Consider the following 19,031-nt stretch of genomic DNA (forward strand, 5'->3'; position numbering starts at 1 on the left):
ATCAAAAGCGGCATTCCAGATGAAGCTTTTTTTTAGAAAAGAAAGCATGCAACTGGTTTTAAGCTATCTTATGCGGTTGACATCAGGTCCAATGCTTATTTGTCTATTAAATTTTTCTGGAAATGGAAAACAACTCTGTTGATTTGCTTCTACCTTTTAAAAGGTTATATCCAGAAACATAATATCCTTTCTTCCTGCACAGGGTGATGGTATGTTCCCCAAAAAAAATACGCAATGTGCCCTGGCCCAAACTGGCGCTAAATTCGGAATAGAATTCGGTAATCACAATTATTGCACCCATATTAGATCATAATGCCGATCATTACATAGTCAGTTAAAAAAGCTAAAGCTGGCGATGAAAGGATTTTGAATGTCTCGGTAAGTATTCCCATGAACATTCCTGCAGTCGGGATCGCGATTATACTTCTTCCAAAATTATAGGAAACACCAGTAGCAGGATAGGAATCCAGATGTCCCAGAATACCTTTCTCCAGTCTGCAATAAATCAAGCTAAAAATAAACCACAATACGCCGAAAGGAATGACGCGTCCAATATTTCTCTTGGTTTTTGGTGACAGCATAGACAAGGAAATTTATTTAAACCCACCCTAAAATACCTTCCGACTTTTATTATAAGTTAGAGATACTGGTGCTAAGTTCAAGTTACTGAAATCTACGGAAAATATTTGTCATCTGGCCGATATCTCTTAAGATATTGGTTGTTTCTTGACTTTTGACAAAACTGGTGTCGGTAATTTATAGCTATCATTATATTTTAGAGAGCCTGTGTGCAATAAAAATGAATTGGTTTGAAGACAAAAAGTTAAGATAAACTTTTTAAAATAAGCTTTAGGCCGGCTAATGAATTAAAATAAGCATTTTGAAACATGCCATTAAATAGGAATGTCAGAAATTTCAAAGTTACAGGCTATTACAAAAGCCGAGGATAGGAAGTTAATCAGGCAGATTGTTTTCATCGTCTTGAATTAGTTTTTAGTATTTAAAATCACCTGAAGGTTACAAATCTTCCGAGGATATCAACAGGAAGAAAAAAACTTTTTCCATAGCAATAGCCTGGCTCAAAAAGTAAGCGGAAATATTTTCATACCACGATTTTTCCATCCGGGAATGCGTTTGAAGATACCTTTGTTGTGGACCATTATACAAAGGATATTGAAAAACGTGGTGGTGTGCAGATTTATCGAGCAGGTTTACCAAATGCAGCCAGTGAACTGATTAATAAAGAAAAACCGGCGTATGCCGAAGATATGTATGATCCAAATGCCATACAAATACAAGCAGTTTCTTATTAATAATAAGACAGAGAAAATTTGGATCGAACTGTGCCATAGGCTGAACTCAAACCAGATTGATCTGACCGTTATGCTTGAAAAAAAGGATATAATAAAAAATCTGTCGTGGAATATTTCTGTTTTGGTCCAGGGTTATCTATAGGAAATCATTAAAGGGCATGCGCTAATGCGCTGCCCTTTAAATTTATGGAATTGGTCGCCTAAGTTTCGTAAGCCAACTGAATATTTTCGATCAGCATCGGGAAAGCCGGCTTTTGAACCGAAATCTCTTTTTTTAGCTCTTTGAGCTTTTTGGCCAGGAATTGCACCTTAACCTGGTTATGGAAAATTTCATAAGCGGTAATCTGCCCGGCGAGCTCACTTAGCAGCCGCTCATAGGTCCGGTACATGATTTCCAGCTCCCGGTTGTAATCAATCGCCTGCTGTAAACAACCACATTCCTTTTGCCGCTCGCTTAATAATCCTTCCATTTGCAGCAAGGCAGCTTTTAAATGCTCATGCCGGCTTTTACTAATTCCATGCATTTTTTAAATGATTAATTTGCTAACCGTCATTATCGTGGAAAAATCTGTACGAGATCATAAGACTGTAGAAAGAAATTTTTATCGGCCCCTATTATCTTGTTTAAATTTATGCTCTGTACTTTGCCAGGCGAAACACCAAAGTATGGTATTTCCATATTAATTGTACTGTAGTCCCTGCTTTTATTGACATAATAGTCTTTGGTTTTAGAATCCCTTACTACTACTATCGGATACAATTCTGTTCCACTTTGCTGTTGGGTTACCATAGGTACTTGAACTTTTACGTAAGGAGTCCATTCTCCAGGCTTAACATTCTCTACTATTGGGATGACAGTGGTATTTACCACGATGAGCGGATCGGGCTTGGTAGCATCATAATAGTATTCGAGCACCTCTATATTGATGTCTACAGGTGCAGAACCGCCTTTTTTATCTACATAAAAATTAGCTGTATAGTCATCTCCCTGCGGATCCGGGTATTGATATCCCTTGCGGAACGTTATACCATCATAATAAAAACCCGGAACGATATTTTGCTTGTCGTTGATGTTGAATTTTTGCTGATAAAGGACCTTTCCGGTGCTTTTGCTTTTCAATTCCATGTTGATTTCATCCTTCTCAAACGCAAGCTGGTTCTGCTGGCTTGTAGTCATCCTCACTTTTCCGTAATAGTCACGCATTTTAACTCCGTCAAAATACTGTTCAATCGTATCTCCCAGTACAAATCCGCTTATACTAAATTCGTTATTAATAGCTTTTATCTTCGGTATGATATTAGTTCCGTCCTTTTCGCAGGAGCTGAACAGGAATATAGTCAGGATAACTGCCAGAAATATTTTATATGTTTTGATCATGATTAATAAATTAGAAATTATACGTAATAGAGAAACTGAACGTACGGCCTACATAGCGGGTAGAAGTTTCCCTGTCGCCAACCCGTCTGTTCGTAATCGGATCAACATAGCCCTCTTCAAATTTTTCCGTGAAACCAAATTTATACGCGTACTTGTCATTCCATTCCAGCCCTAAGCCGTTCTCTGTGCCTGGCTTTTGTTCATAGGTAGTTGGGTCATTGATAAAATAACGGAAAGGAGCATCCAGCAAATTACTGATATTCAACTTGGTTTCTATCTTCCCCTTCAAAAATTTATAGCTAATCTGCGCGTCCATTTGTGAGCGTGGCCTTTCATACTCAACATAAGCAGGCTCTATTCCGGTAATAAATGTTTTGTAGCCGGCATGGTTATAGGTGAGATTCAAACCCAATTTTTTGCCCGAATATCGTATCCCGGCGTTATATAACAATGGAACCTGCCCATACAAGGCGCGTGGATACTTCAGGTATTTGTAGTACATCGTATCGACACCGGCAGGAGTAGTTTCATACTGGACCTCACGTGCCCTTACCTCTGATTTTTGAAGAGTGAGGTTACCGCTGATATATACATCCTTAAGAAAAGGAAGGCGGTCATAAACAAACCCTAAGCTTTTACGAAATTCAAATTCCCAGCCCCTTACCTTTGCCCAGTCAGAATTGGCAATGGAGATGTAACCCCTTCCGTTATTTTCATTATCTAATCTGTAATATTCTGCCGGTTTGTCAAAATACTTATAGAAATAGGCTACCGACAAGAGTTCGCCCGCACCGGGAAACAGCTCTATCTTGGCATCGTAATTATCAATAATGGTACTGCTAACACCATTGCTCCTAACAACCGATCCGTAGTTTGGATTGAAACGCGAGAATCTCGAATTTTCCATCAGCCCCGGACGAACGGCTGCCTTAGCATAGGATGCACGGAGGTTCAGGTCTTTTAATGGGGAGTAAGTAATGTTCGCCGAAGGCAGAAAATACCAGTCCTTGTCTTCTGCAAAAAATATCCTGCTGTTTTTATCGGCCAGTTTACTGGCAGAGTTGATCAAGGTATCCAGCTTGAAATATTCGGCCCTTATACCCCAAACCAGCCTAAGTCCCGGCAGCAATTTGTGATCTAACATGGCAAATGTACCAGTGTTTACGCTCTTAGCCTCAAATTTATTTGAAGTATAATCTTGCTTAAAGTAAAACAAACTGTTCTCGGGGTTCTCCATGCTCATATAGTTGCCCCAGTCCTGAATAGGGATCAATTCAATGGGAACGGTGGAGTTTGTTCCCTTTACTATAGGAAGCACCTGCCAGTCATAAAACGCATGCTTCTTTAAATAATTAGCACCGGTTTTAAAGGTATGGCTGGTTTTGCCCAGCTTAAAATCATAGGCAGCGCTTACCACAGCCTCAAGGTTATTTTCCCTGTAAAGATATTCATCGCGGTGTAACGGGCCGGCACCAGGATCACTTACAGTACCCGGCTGATACACGTACAATACCGTGTTTCCAATTTCTCTTGCGCCCATCGAGGCCGAGATCGCGTCGCGTTCTGCAGATTTTAAGGTGGTTCTGGCTAAACCCCATTCAATTTTAACTGAATTAAGTTGATGGGTGCCACTTACCTTGTTTTGCAGCAAATCTGTAAATTTAGGCCGGTCATCTTCCAGTATCCCCCCATATTTCATGTCCTGATCGTTTTTCGGATTTTCAAAAGTCCATCCGGTATAACGGCTAAACCGATTGTCAAATATGCGTGTATATAGGTTATAGGTGTTGATCTGGTGCTTCTCAGTCTTAAAACCACCGTTCAGCAATAACCCTAACGTGGTGTTAAACCCATATATATTCCCGGTATTTACATCCGTAGGATCATCGCCGCGCGTAGGCTCATGCGACCAGTCGCCCCGGCGCATGTTGGGAACGTAATCATTGGTTTGCGTATTCCGGTAACTCAGCGAGGCCACAAAACCGAGCCTTCGCTCTTTTGTACTGCTTAGCGCGTAAGTGCGGCCCAGGCTTAACTGGTAATTTTGCGAAGGTAACGCGTCAAAACGCCGCGCTCCTAACCGCTCTGTTCCGCCGATACGTTTATTCTGCTCGCCAACCTGAGCGGCTTTTATCTCATTCTGCTCATCGCTTCTGGTGGGGTCGAACTTACCTACCAGGTTCAGGAGGTCCTTCGGAAAGTGATCCCGTGTACCGTCGTCAAAACCCAGGTAATCATATTTTCCGCGACCATAACCCAAAAATTCTTTCCCCGTGGTGCGGCTGTTAAAAGAGGTGCCCGCGCTTACTGACAGGAAATTGCTTTCAGGAACTGATTTGGTGGTGATCTGAACCAAACCTCCGGCAAAGCCATATGGCATATCCGCGGTGATAGACTTAGCCACCACTATGTTTTCTACCAGGCTGGTAGGGATAAGGTTGAACTCAAAGTCGCGCTCCTGCACATCTGTACTTGGCAGCGTACTTCCGTTTAGCAGCGATACGTTATAACGCTCGGCAATACCACGTATAACCACCTTCCTGTTTTCGTTGGTAGATACACCTGTGATTCGTTTCAGGGTTTCACCCACATGTTTATCGGGCGTGGCACTGATCTGATCGCCAGAGATGCCGTCTGAAAGATTGGAGGTGTTCTTTTGCTGCGCATATAAACCCGCAACAGAAGCCTTTTTGTAGCCGGAGGTAATCACCACGTCTTTTAGTCCCTTTGTATCTGTTTTTAGTGCGATATCCAGCGGCGTGCTTTTGTCTTCTGTTACCACAACACCGGTAACCCTTTGGGTTTGGAAAGATATGAAGCTGAATTCAAGCGTGTAAGTGCCCGGCGGCAGGTTTAATACGTAGGTGCCATCAACAGCTGACATTGCGCCGCTGCCTGTTTCTATCACCCGTACCGATGCGCCCGGCACGGCCTGGCCTTTGTCATCTGTGATCTTGCCGGAAACACGGCCGGGTTTGGCAGGAATTGGTTTCGCATCAATAATGATAAAGTCCTTTACCAGGCGGTAATTTAATTTTGTGCCTGAAAGTATCTTTCTAAGTGCATCCCCGGCGGTAATATTGCTACTATTCAGTGTTATTTTTTTTGCTTCTTTCTGTAACAATTCATCAAAAAAAGAGATACGAATACCGCTTTTGCGCTGAAGAGTCAGAAGACTCTCCTGTATGGTCGCTTTATTTAGCGACAGGTTTACTTTAACCTGATCCAGGTTCTGGCTCTTTACGTCGGATGCCAGCAAAATCCCTGAAAAGGTTAACTGTATGGCTAATATGATGAAAGAACACCGCATAATAATAAATAGTATATAAGGACGTAGTTGTACTACATTTTGCATATTTTTGAAATGTTAGAGTTGTTTTTTATAAATGATTTTAATCACGCCGCCGACCTGGTCGGCAGCATTTCCCCATTAGCAAAGGGTCTTCGAAAACTGTAGCTAAGGGAGAAAAGAATGACCGCTCCCATTTTGGGAGCGGTTTTTTTATGGGTATGGTCAAGGTCTAAATCATCATCCTCCTTTTTTCGTTATGTTAACTGTGTGACCCTTGATTTTATAGTGCAGGTGTGTGGTATTGCAAATAATGTCGAGTGTATGGGTTAGCGGATCGGTGCCTTTTACGATCAGGGATACATGGTAATTCGCGGTCTTCCTGTCTTCGAAATTGATTTTCACGTTATACCAGCGTTCCAGATTTTCGGCAATGTCGCTAACTGAAGCGGCGACAAAGGTCATTGTTCCGTCCTTCCAATCCCGTACGCCCTCTGCATCTACGATGTCAACTGCTGCTGTTTGGGTTTTTACGTTCCATTTTACCACTTGTCCTGGTACAAGAACCGCCAGGGATTGTAAGGAATCAGTACCGGCTATTTTTTTGGATACCTGCACTTTTCCTGTGGCTACTGATACGCTTAGGTTTTTCCCCTCAAATGCGTCAACCTTGAAGGAGGTTCCCAAAACTTTGGTCTGCACTTCGCCTGTATGAATGATGAAAGGATGCGCGCGATCTTTGGTAATCTCGAAAAATGCTTCACCCGTCAAAGAAACTTCCCGGTTACCCAAGCCAAATTTTTCCGGATACCTGATGCGGCTTTCTGCACCTAAATACACAACAGAACTGTCTGGCAACAAGATCCTGGAGCGCTGTCCTCTTGGGTTCAGCGTTTGGAGCATAGCAGCGACAACCTGTTTTTCCCCAGCTGTTTTATTGGTATTGAAAAAATATAAGCCTATGCTAAACATCACAATGCAGGCGGCGGCATATCCCAGCCAGGGACGGCGCCACAGCGGGCGAACAGGGTCAGCAATATACTTTTCCTGAAAACGCCTGTTCCAGGCATTACTTAACTCTTCATCAGGCAGGTCAACCTCAAAATTCTTGAAATCCTCATCCAACAGTTCATCCAATGCCCGTTGCCACTTCGGCTGCAGTAAGAATTTTTTTACGAGTATAGATTCTTCTGCATTGCATTTGCCTTGCATAAACCTTACCAGTAACTTCCTGTCTATTGATTCTTCCATATTACAGCTTTATAAAAGCGCTTCTATTAGGTATACCGTAAGAAAGGGAGAAATTCCGGGTGCTTAAAACAACTTTTTATTAAAAAAAGCTATAATTGCTTGATTATCAATTTAAAAATTAGCTATAATGTATTAGGCTTGCAAGCGAAGCTGGCAGTTAGTTTACAAATACGGAATCTTATAGAATGAAGAGAATAATGATTAAAAGAGCAATATCAGTATGTTTTCTAAGATACTCTTTTACGTGCAACACTGCTTCACTTAGATAAGAGTCGACAGTTTTTACGGAAATATTAAGCTCAGTTGCTATCATCTTATAGCTCATGCCTTGTTCCTTTCTCATTTCCAATACCAATCTTTTTTTTGGGCTTAAATAACGCAAGCTGGTCTGGTATAAGTCGCTTAACTCTGTGGCAAGAAGGTTGTCGTCAGATTGTGCAGAATGTTTAGGCTCCTCTTTGATCTCTTCAATATGGATAAGGGCTACTCTTTTTTTCCGGTAGTTATCAATGATTGCCGCTTTCAGGGTATGGAACAGAAATGGTGCTAAAGAAGCCTGTTCCTGTTCAAGCTTATCTCTTTTTTGCCATACTTTGAGCATGATATCCATTACCAGCTCCTCGGACAGTTCCGGGTCGCCGGTATGACGAAGGGCAAACTGATTGAGCTTATAAAAATGAAACTTAAACAATTGGTCAAAAGCCTTTTCGTTGCCGTTTCTCCACCCGGAAATTAACTCGTACTCACTTTTGGGTTTTGAAAACATTTATGACCTGCTTAACAGCTTCAAAAGTACAGCACCCTGCAATAACCATGCATTAAATGTATGTTAACCAATCGTTAGCTCAATCGAAGTTTATACTTTCAGATATTCATCCAATTTTCTTATATTGAATTTTAGTTTGCCATAACGTTGATAACGAACCACACTACATTCTCCAGCTTCGATGAAAATAAAATGGAAGTTTTTTCAGAAAGGCTCGCTAAAAAAGCTTTATAAATTTACTCCTGGTAACATTACCGTTTAAATACATCTTATGCCCAATATAATTGAACTTTCGGTAAGTGATTTTGCGCTCGGGGGCAGGTCCCAAACAGCGTTCCTTTGATTCTAATAGTTGTTGGTGAGTTGATATTTCGCCGCAGATGATTTTTTATAAAGGATGCGCACAGATATAAAAATCCGTGTTTATCTGTGTGCATTTGTGGTTAAAACCTTAAATTAATGACATTGGGATTTGTGAGATAGGCCGATTTTGGTTCCAAAAAAAAATGGATAACCAAATTAATGGTTACCCCCAATCTAAATTAACGCTCTCTCAGGCTTTCACCAGATGTAGGACTCTCACCCCGTAAATTATACTATGCGTAAAAGTTGATCAAGCGGTTTTCTTCTAACAAGGATAAATTATGCTTGGAGATGATGAAGTCGGTACACCTGAAGTATCCGTTGCTTGTCCGCTGGCGTAATATATTATCCGACAGCTAGCTTCATTTAAAGGAGTTTTTTCCAAATCCAAAATCTCTTAAACAACATTGCCTAAACCTTTCCTGCTATTTTCATGTTAAGAGGAAGAAAGAATAACAATCTGGTTGTATACTGATATGAGCTTAATGGCCATTAAATCTCACATTCAATAATATAATGATAAAAATCATATCTTACAAAGCACTCCAACGTTAAAAAATGATCAAATATGATAGATCTAACCTAAAAATTAAGCGATTATGATGGCGTCATTAGACTGGAAAAACATATTTCTAAACGATCTTGATTTTACCATCGCGGTAGAAATTGGCATGCGCACCATTATTATGTTTGCCCTGGTACTGATATTCCTGCGGTCTACGGGTAAAAAAGGAGTGAGGCAGCTCAGTATCTTTGAGGTGGCCATTATTATTGCACTTGGCAGCGCCGCAGGCGACCCTATGCTAAGCGGTGAATCCGCTATTATTCCATCTGTATTGGTTTTCTTTGTGATTTTACTGGTTTACAGGATCATTACTTTTTTTGCTGCGAAATATCAAAAAATTGAGAATATACTCGAAGGTGTACCCATGTATATTGTTGAAGATGGCAAGTTTACAATGAATGAAGAAGGGGATGCCAACTTTGCTCAAGATGAGTTTTTTGCTGAAATGCGGGTAAAGGGGATTGAGCATGTTGGTCAGGTGAGGGCTGCTTTACTTGAAACTAACGGTCAGGTGAGTTTTCTTTTTTTTGATGATGAAGAGGTAAAACCAGGATTGCCCATCTACCCAAAAATATACAACAAGAAATCTAAAGTTATAGCTAATGCCGGACTTTATGCATGCACACACTGTGCAGAAGTGCTGCACTTAAGGAGCCAGCAGGCTTGCAGTCGTTGTAACAGAGAAGAATGGGTGGCCGCGATGGATGATAAGCGTATAAAATAGCGGTGCTCAACGACAAATTGGCTTCGGATGATCTTGAATATCGAGCCTTTTCCAACCTCACTTTCCACGCTGATTGTGCCTCCGGCTAAAATAACAATCGCATTTACCCAGGTAAAGGTCGTTGTGTTGGAGGCTTTTAGTGCAGGTATGCAGGACAAATGCTTTAAGTTTTTCATTGGTTTATAACTTGTTAGGGTGCTTTGCTATCCCAGCCGTTTTTTCCAGTCTGCCTTCAGCAATTTATAGATCGGGTGGGCCTCTGCCAGTTTGTAGGTGGAATAGAAAATTTCAGCGGATTGTGCTTTTTCTGCCGATCCGGTGCCGCGTTCCAGTAGCTTATAATCTTTGTCCTTGTCGTATTTCTTTCCGCCTTTGTAATTGGCATACCGCCTGGCGCGGGTGTAGCCCATCTGCAGGTATTTCCTTGCCATGTCCGCCCCCACGAAATCATTTGCCCTGATGTAATTACTGAACATTTCAAATATCTTTTTACTACTTTCTTTTGCAACCTCTGGTGTCCTGAACCTCCAGAATTGGCCGATCTCAGATTTATAGGGCTCGCAAATCAGAACACCCTGTTCGCCCTTTCCAACCCTGTATTTTTCTGGATTGTCTTTATAATCAATGTCCTGCTTCCATGGGTATTTTTCGCTATCAAAATTAAGGTAGGATGGTTTTCTTTCTGCTGGCATAGCTAAGCAACATGTCGGCTTATTGTTATGTTTTTATTGCCTGTGGGATTTTGCTAAAACCTTATAGGGTTGGTTGCTGTTTTTTAGTAAAATAATTCACCATGGAAAACAATCAAGAGATCATTTCGGACCTAAAGGGTCTGGTATCCATCATCAACGATGGAAAAGAAGGATATAGTTCAGCAGCAGAATCCACCGATAATGTGGAGCTAAAAGCAGTATTTTTGAAATATGTTGCAGAACGTGCCTTGTATGAAAACGAGCTGAAGGCACATCTGGAAAAACATGGCGGGGATTCGGATAACCAGGAGGGTGGAATATTGGGAGCGATCCATAGAACCTGGATCGATATCAAGGAAGCGCTGACCGATAAAAGCGAGACCGCTTTGTTAAGTGCAGTCGTGACAGGTGAAAAGGCAGCACTAGAAAAGTATGACATGGTCATAAAGGACAATGAACTCCATTCTGACCATTTAAATTTATTGACCACCCAGCGCAACGGTATTGCCGAAGCCTTAAAGGAGATCGAGGTTCTGGAGCAGAAATATTCGGACAAGTAGTTTTTGTTTTTTTTTGCGGGGATAAAATAGCTGTAATAGCTATGCGTTAAATTATTTGTGAGCGATAATCTATAAGCGGGAAAGGCCTTTGGTTTTTCCCGCTTTCTTATTTGCCAGCCTGGCTTTAGTAGCGGCGTTTGCTTAAGCTTTTTAGGTGCAGGAGCTGCACTTTTTGGCGATTTGCGTATAGGCTTTTTCAACGACGTTTTCTTCTTTCGTGCATTTTTGATGCGGTATTCAAGCAGGTACAGCCTGGTCTGCCATTTCTCGATGATGGTGTCGTCGCTTTTTGGAAGGCCTGTTGGTTCCAAAAGACCGAGTACATGGGCCAGTTCCCGGGTGCTGTCTGCCTTGGCCTGGTTTTCTTTCAGCCAATCTTGTTGTTTGGTTTCATGCGATTGCCGGTATTCGGCTATGGCCAGTTTGATGAGCCTGACCTCATCTTCTTTTGATTTAGCTTTGCGCAAAAGCACCATCTGTCTGTTCCACGCGTGGGAATTGGCAGGATCTGTTATTGCAGATTTCCGGTAAAGTTTTAATGCGGCAGCATTATCGCCCGCTCTTTCCAGTTCGAGCGCAGCAGCAAACTGCTCTTTTGACCGTATCTGTTTTCTTCTTGACATGACTGATTTTGGAACAATTAGCCCGGGCTATTGTTTGCCAATGGGTAGTAGAGGTTATGACTACACAATGACCTTTGCGCTATAGGAGTAATGGTAACTTTGAATTTAGCAATTAATGAAATGAAGAAAATCGGATTTTTATCGTTCGGGCATTGGTCAGAACATCCCTCATATCAGGCGCGTACCGCTGGTGATACTTTGCTGCAATCTATCGATCTTGCTGTTGCGGCCGAAGAGATTGGCCTTGACGGAGCGTATTTCAGGGTACACCATTTTGCAAGGCAATTGGCATCACCTTTTCCGCTGCTTTCGGCAATTGGCGCAAAGACTTCTAAGATCGAAATCGGAACTGGCGTTATCGATATGCGCTATGAAAACCCTTTATATATGGTCGAGGATGCTGGTGCGGCCGACCTCATCTCTGGTGGCAGGTTACAACTGGGCATTAGCAGGGGTTCGCCCGAGCAGGTGATCGAAGGCTGGCGGTATTTCGGTTTTGCACCAAAGGATGGGGAGAACGATGCTGATATGGGAAGGCAAAAGGCTTTGGAGTTTCTGGAAAGACTGAAAGGCGAAGGTTTTGCAAGGCCTAATCCAAATCCAATGTTTCCCAATCCTCCGGGACTGTTAAGGCTGGAACCATATTCCGAGGGACTGCGCGAGCGCATCTGGTGTGGAGCCGCTTCCAATGCGACTGCCGTTTGGGCGGCAGAGAACGGAATGTACCTGCAGAGTTCTACTTTGAAGTTTGATGAAAGCGGAAAGCCCTTCAGTATCCAGCAGGCCGAGCAGATCAGGCTGTACAAGGAAGCCTGGAGAAAAGCGGGACATGATCGCGAGCCAAGGGTTTCTGTCAGCCGTTCAATATTTGCGCTGATGAACGATCAGGACCGGTATTATTTCGGGCAGCAGGGAAAAGGGGCGGATAGTTTTGGCTATATCGAGCCAACCCAAAGGGCGGTTTTCGGTAGGGGATATGCCGCTGAACCCGATCAGCTGATAAAGGAGCTGGCTGCCGACGAGGCGATACAGGAAGCGGATACGGTGCTGTTGACCATTCCAAATACCTTGGGCGTAGATTACAATATCCATGTGTTATCTGCCATTCTGGAGCACGTTGCACCGGGACTTGGATGGAGATAGGTTAGTTTGGTTTTTTTTAAATCGCACAAAACAAATTGCCGGCAATGGCGTTTATATTCAGAGAGCGTTAATTTAGATGAGCGGGAAGAGCCTTTGGTTTTTCCCGCTTTCTTGTTTTTATTCCCTACTGCAATCTTTCGCTTTGATGATGGCACGTTAAAGCCTGTAAAACTACCGGGTGGCGATCGTTTTTACCTGAAAGATCTGCTGGCCGCCTACCTGGAGAGCCAGCGAAAAGGCCGTATCTGATTACCCCTTCTTTACCTGTTGTTTACCCTTTCTTCGTACCAGGTTAACCCCAGGGTTACCCCATGGTTACCTATTCTTTACCTTTTGGTTACCTAAAAGGTAAAGCCAGGCTTTGGCTTGGCTAAACGGCACCACTGTTTATGGTGCTGCTGCCCTTAAGCAGCCTGCCACCGGCGCCCCGTTTTTTGCACCGCCTGGCAGTAATCCGATGGTCCATTACGGCTCAAAAACGCCAGGATTTGGCTCAATTTAGCTCATTTTAGCTCAAAATGAGGTGATAATGCCGCCAGGCCGCTAGGTTTGAGCATGGATTTAAACATACCGGTATAAACAGAAATCCTTTGATACAAACATTTTTTCAATAAAAAACAAAAATTATGGCAACTTATTCAAAAGGCGCAAATGGCGCATTCTCTGGCAAAGTAGGTAGTGTAATTGGCAGCAACTGGCGCAGCATCGATTACCTGAGGGGCTTACCAAAAAAAAGCAGCAAACCCAGTACCGAACCCCAACTGGCCCAGCGTGCTAAATTTGCGCTCGCCGCGCTCTACCTGAGCCCTATTAAAGACATTTTAAACATTGGCTTTAAAGATAAACAGCTGAACAAGATTACAGGTTACAATGCAGCAGTAAAAATCTTCTTAAACCAGGCGGTTGGAGGCAGCTACCCTGATTTTGCAATCGATTTTTCGCAGGTGGTGATGAGCAGAGGTTCGCTCTCGGTTTTTCATGGCCTTAATGCAAGCCTGCAAGGGGCAGATCTGGTACTGAACTGGCAGAGCATTTTAAACCGTTACAATTCTTTTACTGATGATTCGCTTACCGTAGTGCTTTTTAACGCTACCAAAAGCATGTACCTGGTGTACGAAGATGCGCAGCGCGCCGCACTTACTTACACCGCGGTAATTGGCGCCGGCTTTAGTGGTGATGTTTTTCACGGATGGGCTTTTGCAGTGAAACGCGATGCCATGGCCGTGGCAAACAGCCAATACCTGGGTACCTATACCATTCCTTAGTTTAATTCATCACCCGCCCAAACCATGCAGTATTGCGGGTTTGGGCTATTTAACAGAAAAAATATGAAAACATTAAAACTGGCTTTAACGGCGCTAACACCGAAAAGGCAACTACTCGAAAAACTGATGCTGGCCACCATCTTAATTCTGGGCTGGCTTACCCTCCCTAATTTATTAAGAACCTTCGAACCCACCGCTGCTCTGCTCGATGCAGGTATTTGGCAGCTAATTTTGCTTGGCTTGTTGTGTTATGTTGCCCTAATGCAGATTTCCTGGTGGCTTTTGTACCGCTTTTGGCTCGGCTTGGGCCTGCTTAATTTAACAGATATGGTTTTACGATTTAAACAGCTCACATCATGGCAACAGTTAAGATTTTTCTGGGCATCGTTTGCTTTGCTCTTTTTAGCGGGTATAGCCTGCCTGGCCGCAATAGTATAAACCTGACGCCGAGCAGTGAACTAGCCGATAGAGAAAATCTGTTGTGCATTGCAAAAAACGAAGTAGGTGTGCGCGAACTTTCCGGACACAACGATGGACCGCGGGTAGCCGCATACCTATACTATGTAGACGTAGAAGAGGGCAGTGCCTGGTGTGCAGCTTTTGTAAGCTGGGTTTTTAGCCAGGCCGGCTACGCGGCACCGCGTAGCCCCTGGAGCCCGGCCTTATTTCCATTCGATAAACGCACCGAACAGATACGCCCTGCAGTAGTATTCGGCATCTACTTCAGCAACCTGAAACGTATTGCCCATTGTGGCCTGGTGGAGCGACAGGAGGGCGATTGGCTTATTACCATAGAAGGAAATACCAATATGGAAGGCAGTAGAGAAGGAGATGGGGTGTACCGGAAACGGCGTTCAGTAAAAGCCATCAAATACTTCGCCGATTGGATCAATAAGAAAGGAGCGGATGATGAAAACTGAGTTAAATCTATTGGTGGCCTGTAGTATGCTCATTACAGCTTGCGGAAGTTTAAAAAGCAATAAGACGCTGCACACGCAAGAGTTTCAATCGAACAGCTATAACGAGGAAAATACAAATCAGCAAAGTTGGGCAACAAAAAACACCGTTTTGCTTGATACCAGTAACAGCGAATATGTGGTGCAAATTACACCATTGGGGAAATTTTTCTACAGCACGGAAAAAGGTTTCGAGGGCATGGCCGAAAAAGTTGTGGTTCGAGGGAAAGCAGGTAGAAAGCAGATCCTGCACCAGCAACAACAAACAGGCCATCAGCTTCAGCAGCAAAAGCACAGTCTGGAAAGCACACAGTTAGCAACCAGGGTGCAGCGCATTGATAAAAGCAGAAGGCCAGCTTCGGCCGTTTGGTGGATAGGGCTGGCAGTGGCACTTGGCCTGGTTTACTGGCTAATAAGAAAATGGCGCTTCGCCTGAATTGTAAAAATGCTCCCTTTAAACAATTTAGGGGAGCATTAATTGCTGGTTTATGCTGTTGACAGAACCTTTAAGCGTAAATTATGTAGTTTAGCACAGATGTTTACCCTGAATACATTAAATTTATTTTAGTTAAATAAGTAAAATGGAGACAGCACATAACGAGTATAAACAAGGTTTTATCGACTTTGTAAACAGCCTTAACAATTTGCGAACTGAGGTAGCCACTGTACTGGCGCAGCAGTTAGAAACGGTTTCATTTAAAAAAGGGGAAGCAATACTGGAACAGGGAAGTGTATGCAGATATGTCTACTTTATCAATAACGGATTGGTTAAAACTGGTTTTGAAAGTAAGGACCGTACTTTTATTATGCGTTTCTTTGCGGAAGGAGCGATGTTTACTGTTCTTGACAGCTATCTTAGCCGGCAAGCATCTGCTTACCAGATCCAGGCACTGGAAAATACCGTGGTTACGCGTATCTCGCGAACAGCGTTGGATGATTTGCGGGCACGTTTTCATTCCATGGAAACCTTTTTTAGTAAACTGCTTGCCACGGCATCGGTTAACATGATGTGGAGGATTGGGGAGATCTTAGAGGAGCAAGCCTCGGTGCGTTACGCAAACTTCATCAAAGAAAATCCGGATCTGGTACAAAGGATCAGTCTGGGCGACCTGGCCGCTTATTTAGGAATCACCCAGGTTTCTTTAAGCAGAATCAGGGCAGGAAGGTAGTTTTTTATCATTTGATAAATTTTCGACGGGGCAGACGGGCTAATTTTGGTGCATTAATTTAATGTGATGAAAACAAAATTCGCTATTTCGCAAAAGTTAAGCCTGATGATTGCAGTTGTGTTTACGGTTATTGCACCGGTAATGGGGTATTTAGCTATCGGATTACCTCCCGTTATTATTGTGGGTGGATCTGCATTAATCGGACTAGTATGCTGGTATTTTACCTATCTTCAAAAACCGGTAGACCCAAAAATTATTTTACCACTTTTTCTGTTAACCGTGTCCGGTCTTCAAATCCACATTATAGAAGAATATTTAACAGGTTTTGCCCCTGCAATGAGCAGGCTGTTTGACATTCCATGGACTGAAAAAAGTTTCCTGATGGTTTTTGCACTGGTTGGTCCTACCATTTATACCCTTACGGCCCTCGGTTTGTATCATCGGGTTCCGATTGCTGGTTTTGTGGCCTGGTTTATTTTTATAGGCCCTGGTGTAGCGGAGTTTACACATTTTATCTTTCCGCTGATTAAGCCGGAATTGAACGCAACGGCATTGAATCCACTTAGTGCAACCATCGATGGAACATTGATTGCCAATATGCGCAATTATTACCTTGGTGCTACCGGAACTTATTATTTTCCGGGCATGTGGACGGCAATATTGCCAATGATACCCGGGATTTATGCCATTTATCGTTTGTTTAAGTTGAACAGATTGGAAAGGGTATAATAAAGGCATTTTGCATACGCTGGCTTGATAGCTGGAATACCTGTCAAAGCCCGTCAGTATTGATTTGTTTTTTGCATAGCGATCAAAACGGCTCCCTTTTGTACAGAACAGGGAGCCGTTTAATGCTGATTAGTTCGGCCTTATTTTCTTCGCTTTAAGGTATTTGATCAGTGCTTCCGGATGATCAGTTTGTAATCCCTGAACGCCGGGTTTTATCGCTTTGTCCCAATTTTCAGGGCTTTCAGTAGCGTTTTGCACATCAGCGAAAATACTGATCCCCATTCTTTTTAACAGGGGCAGCAGATCTTCGGCCGGAACACGATCAATTACCTCCAGGGGTGCTTTTGCGAAGACCTCCATCAGCGCTTCCTTTGTGGTAACCGACTGTGCTAAACTGGCTATCAATGGCATCTGGGCTGCAGTTTTTCGCCACGAAGTATAATCATGGCTGTTCCCTACATACACCAGCACCTGGTGCTCCATGTTTTCTTTTTTAATGGCGCGGTAGGCTTTTTCCGGATCGGCCGATTTAAAATCTAAATAAATATTGATTTTGTTTTTGCAGGCTTTCAGGGCTTCATCAAAACCGGCTATTTGATGTAAACTGCCGTCTTTGCCTTTGAGTACAAGTTTTTTTACCTCCTCAAAATCAAGGTCTTTTATTAAACCCTGGCCATTGCTCACCTGGTCTACCCCTTCATTATGCAAGAGTACCAGTTGCCCGTCTTTTGTTGTCCGCAGGTCCAGTTCCACATAGTCGGCCCCTATAGCAATGGCATCCTCAATGGAAGCGATTGTATTTTCGGGCTTGATTAAGTGGCTTCCCCGGTGGGCAATCACAATAAAAGCATTTTTGCTTTTAGGCAATGGCCGTAGCGCCTGTTGTGCAGCTACGGTGATCCAGAAACTGCTCAATAACATGATGGTGAATGACAGGCCTGCTTTAATGCTCATGGTTTAGTGTTTTTTGCAGGGTTCAGATCTGTAAATGCTGCCGCATGGTCACGGCCTGCTTTTTTTAACGAAAAAGCATCAAAAAGTTCGCCCGAAGTTTTATAAGCCTCAAATTTAAGGTTGGCTCCATCAACATGGATCACCTGGAAAAGCTGCGTATTTTCTAAAGAGACATCCATCCATTTTGCACCATCTACCTGGTACATTTTAGGGCCTGCAACCGAAACCAGGTAAACCGGTCCGTTTACTTCCCGTCCCGATAGTCCTCTTGGCAGGTTTTGTCCGCGGCTATAGGTATGGTCGTGCCCCTGTAACACCAGATCGACATGGTATTGGTCAAACAAGGGTTTAAAACGTTCCCTGAATTCTTTATTGTCTCTGCTTTTCGCCGTAGAGAAAATAGGGTGGTGAAAGGTGATTACGGTCCACAATTTTTTATTCTCTTTCAGCACTTTTTCGAGCCACTCATATTCCGCTTTGGCCGAATTTTCGTCTAATATAATCATTTGCGAATCCAGTGAAATGATGCGCATATCCTGGTAATCTACATAATAAACCGATTCTTCCAATCCCTTTGGTCCGTTGCCGGCAAACGTGTACTGTACGCCCCAATGTGGATCGAGTACCAGTTTTCTTTTGTCATCCCGTACATATTCGTGGTTTCCGGGAGCGGGAAGGCTGGGAATCATACCATTGATGAAACCTCCTCCATAATGCCATTCGCCCCATTCCTGGTCGTTATTGGAACGGTTAATCAGGTCGCCGGCATGGATAATAAACCTGGCATCGGGCTGGTGTGAAAATGCCTTACGGATTACCCGCGACCATTTTGAACGGATATCGTTCTGTGCATCGCCCAGGTAAATGAAAGAAAATGGCTTATGGTTAACTGATGCCGTGGTAAACTGGAACCACTCGCTCCAATGCTCGCCCGACCCCACACGGTAGGCATAAACCGTTTCCGGTTTGAGGTTGGTAAAAGTAACATGGTGGTATTTGGCGATTTCGTAATTATTTCCGCTTCCCAGCAGGGTAGAAGTGGCCTCATAGCTGGTAATGGATTGTTCGAGTGCCGGATTGGAATCTTCAGCCTTGATTTGTGCTTTTGAAGCTTTAATCGTGGTATCGGTGCGCCAGTTAACCGTTTGGCTGGTAGCAGGATCTGCGGCCCAGGTTAAAATTACGCGGTCGGGAAAATGCCCGGGTTTAAAATCCTGGGCATGAGTTTTAGCCCCAACAGCTAAAAAAGAGAGTGTAAATAGAAAAAGTGCTTTGATATATAATTTCATTG

Annotated in this window: 22 protein-coding genes; 12 read left to right on the forward strand and 10 right to left on the reverse strand. The window is 43.2% G+C overall.

Features of this window, described 5'->3' with window-relative positions; genetic code table 11:
* Positions 1-106: 106 nt before the first annotated feature.
* Together BCL90_RS24690 and BCL90_RS24695 are read right to left on the reverse strand one after the other, a co-directional pair.
* Positions 107-301, reverse strand: a complete 195-nt coding sequence (locus BCL90_RS24690; RefSeq protein WP_121287968.1) for a hypothetical protein — start codon at positions 299-301, stop codon at positions 107-109.
* Position 302: 1 nt separating this feature from the next.
* A complete protein-coding gene (locus BCL90_RS24695) occupies positions 303-581 on the reverse strand; it encodes a hypothetical protein (protein ID WP_121287969.1) in 279 nt (92 codons plus the stop codon).
* 570 nt (positions 582-1,151) lie between these two features.
* Between BCL90_RS24695 and BCL90_RS25860 the strand changes: the two genes are divergently transcribed.
* Positions 1,152-1,313: a hypothetical protein gene (locus BCL90_RS25860; protein ID WP_166792273.1), complete on the forward strand. Its 162-nt coding sequence runs from the start codon at positions 1,152-1,154 to the stop codon at positions 1,311-1,313.
* 200 nt (positions 1,314-1,513) lie between these two features.
* On the opposite strand, the gene BCL90_RS24700 is transcribed toward BCL90_RS25860, so the two are convergent.
* From BCL90_RS24700 to BCL90_RS24720, 5 genes are all read right to left on the reverse strand, one after another.
* The gene (locus BCL90_RS24700) at positions 1,514-1,837 is read right to left on the reverse strand and encodes a hypothetical protein (protein WP_121287970.1); all 324 of its coding nucleotides are present in this window, start codon (positions 1,835-1,837) and stop codon (positions 1,514-1,516) included.
* 29 nt (positions 1,838-1,866) lie between these two features.
* Entirely contained in the window at positions 1,867-2,691 is an 825-nt protein-coding gene (locus tag BCL90_RS24705) for a hypothetical protein (RefSeq protein ID WP_121287971.1), read from the reverse strand.
* A gap of 10 nt (positions 2,692-2,701) precedes the next feature.
* Positions 2,702-6,046, reverse strand: coding sequence for a TonB-dependent receptor domain-containing protein (locus BCL90_RS24710; protein ID WP_121287972.1), 3,345 nt, complete (start codon positions 6,044-6,046; stop codon positions 2,702-2,704).
* 174 nt (positions 6,047-6,220) lie between these two features.
* The gene (locus BCL90_RS24715) at positions 6,221-7,231 is read right to left on the reverse strand and encodes a FecR family protein (RefSeq protein WP_121287973.1); all 1,011 of its coding nucleotides are present in this window, start codon (positions 7,229-7,231) and stop codon (positions 6,221-6,223) included.
* Positions 7,232-7,409: 178 nt separating this feature from the next.
* The gene (locus BCL90_RS24720) at positions 7,410-7,997 is read right to left on the reverse strand and encodes an RNA polymerase sigma factor (protein ID WP_121287974.1); all 588 of its coding nucleotides are present in this window, start codon (positions 7,995-7,997) and stop codon (positions 7,410-7,412) included.
* Between the two features lie 962 nt (positions 7,998-8,959).
* Here BCL90_RS24720 and BCL90_RS24725 point away from each other — a divergent pair.
* A complete protein-coding gene (locus BCL90_RS24725) occupies positions 8,960-9,649 on the forward strand; it encodes a DUF421 domain-containing protein (RefSeq protein ID WP_244095142.1) in 690 nt (229 codons plus the stop codon).
* A gap of 27 nt (positions 9,650-9,676) precedes the next feature.
* The gene (locus tag BCL90_RS25965; RefSeq protein ID WP_166792272.1) at positions 9,677-9,835 is read left to right on the forward strand and encodes a hypothetical protein; all 159 of its coding nucleotides are present in this window, start codon (positions 9,677-9,679) and stop codon (positions 9,833-9,835) included.
* A 17-nt stretch (positions 9,836-9,852) separates the two neighbouring features.
* Here BCL90_RS25965 and BCL90_RS24730 read toward each other — a convergent pair whose 3' ends face one another.
* Positions 9,853-10,341 (reverse strand): DUF4385 family protein, encoded by a 489-nt coding sequence (locus tag BCL90_RS24730; RefSeq protein WP_121287975.1) that lies wholly within the window; start codon positions 10,339-10,341, stop codon positions 9,853-9,855.
* 101 nt (positions 10,342-10,442) lie between these two features.
* Between BCL90_RS24730 and BCL90_RS24735 the strand changes: the two genes are divergently transcribed.
* The 9 genes from BCL90_RS24735 to BCL90_RS24780 all read left to right on the forward strand — a co-directional run bounded on the left by BCL90_RS24735 (position 10,443) and on the right by BCL90_RS24780 (position 16,786).
* Positions 10,443-10,901: a PA2169 family four-helix-bundle protein gene (locus BCL90_RS24735; protein WP_121287976.1), complete on the forward strand. Its 459-nt coding sequence runs from the start codon at positions 10,443-10,445 to the stop codon at positions 10,899-10,901.
* 743 nt (positions 10,902-11,644) lie between these two features.
* Entirely contained in the window at positions 11,645-12,667 is a 1,023-nt protein-coding gene (locus tag BCL90_RS24745) for an LLM class flavin-dependent oxidoreductase (protein ID WP_121288017.1), read from the forward strand.
* 6 nt (positions 12,668-12,673) lie between these two features.
* Positions 12,674-12,916 (forward strand): hypothetical protein, encoded by a 243-nt coding sequence (locus tag BCL90_RS24750; protein ID WP_121287978.1) that lies wholly within the window; start codon positions 12,674-12,676, stop codon positions 12,914-12,916.
* Between the two features lie 377 nt (positions 12,917-13,293).
* The gene (locus tag BCL90_RS24755) at positions 13,294-13,932 is read left to right on the forward strand and encodes a DUF6266 family protein (RefSeq protein ID WP_121287979.1); all 639 of its coding nucleotides are present in this window, start codon (positions 13,294-13,296) and stop codon (positions 13,930-13,932) included.
* Positions 13,933-13,995: 63 nt separating this feature from the next.
* Positions 13,996-14,370, forward strand: coding sequence for a hypothetical protein (locus BCL90_RS24760; RefSeq protein ID WP_121287980.1), 375 nt, complete (start codon positions 13,996-13,998; stop codon positions 14,368-14,370).
* Positions 14,289-14,852, forward strand: a complete 564-nt coding sequence (locus BCL90_RS24765) for a C40 family peptidase (RefSeq protein ID WP_244095141.1) — start codon at positions 14,289-14,291, stop codon at positions 14,850-14,852. Before BCL90_RS24760 ends, BCL90_RS24765 begins: the two co-directional genes overlap by 82 nt.
* The gene (locus BCL90_RS24770) at positions 14,839-15,324 is read left to right on the forward strand and encodes a hypothetical protein (protein ID WP_134380768.1); all 486 of its coding nucleotides are present in this window, start codon (positions 14,839-14,841) and stop codon (positions 15,322-15,324) included. The genes BCL90_RS24765 and BCL90_RS24770 overlap by 14 nt, the downstream gene beginning before the upstream one ends.
* 145 nt (positions 15,325-15,469) lie before the next feature.
* A complete protein-coding gene (locus BCL90_RS24775; protein ID WP_121287983.1) occupies positions 15,470-16,057 on the forward strand; it encodes a Crp/Fnr family transcriptional regulator in 588 nt (195 codons plus the stop codon).
* Positions 16,058-16,123: 66 nt separating this feature from the next.
* Positions 16,124-16,786, forward strand: coding sequence for a hypothetical protein (locus tag BCL90_RS24780; RefSeq protein WP_121287984.1), 663 nt, complete (start codon positions 16,124-16,126; stop codon positions 16,784-16,786).
* A gap of 129 nt (positions 16,787-16,915) precedes the next feature.
* On the opposite strand, the gene BCL90_RS24785 is transcribed toward BCL90_RS24780, so the two are convergent.
* Both BCL90_RS24785 and BCL90_RS24790 read right to left on the reverse strand, forming a co-directional pair.
* The gene (locus tag BCL90_RS24785) at positions 16,916-17,740 is read right to left on the reverse strand and encodes a glycerophosphodiester phosphodiesterase family protein (protein ID WP_121287985.1); all 825 of its coding nucleotides are present in this window, start codon (positions 17,738-17,740) and stop codon (positions 16,916-16,918) included.
* Complete coding sequence (locus tag BCL90_RS24790; protein ID WP_121287986.1) at positions 17,737-19,029, reverse strand: purple acid phosphatase family protein; 1,293 nt, start codon at positions 19,027-19,029, stop codon at positions 17,737-17,739. Before BCL90_RS24790 ends, BCL90_RS24785 begins: the two co-directional genes overlap by 4 nt.
* Positions 19,030-19,031 lie beyond the last annotated feature (2 nt).

Source organism: Pedobacter alluvionis (genome assembly GCF_003664035.1).
Lineage (GTDB): Bacteria > Bacteroidota > Bacteroidia > Sphingobacteriales > Sphingobacteriaceae > Pedobacter > Pedobacter alluvionis.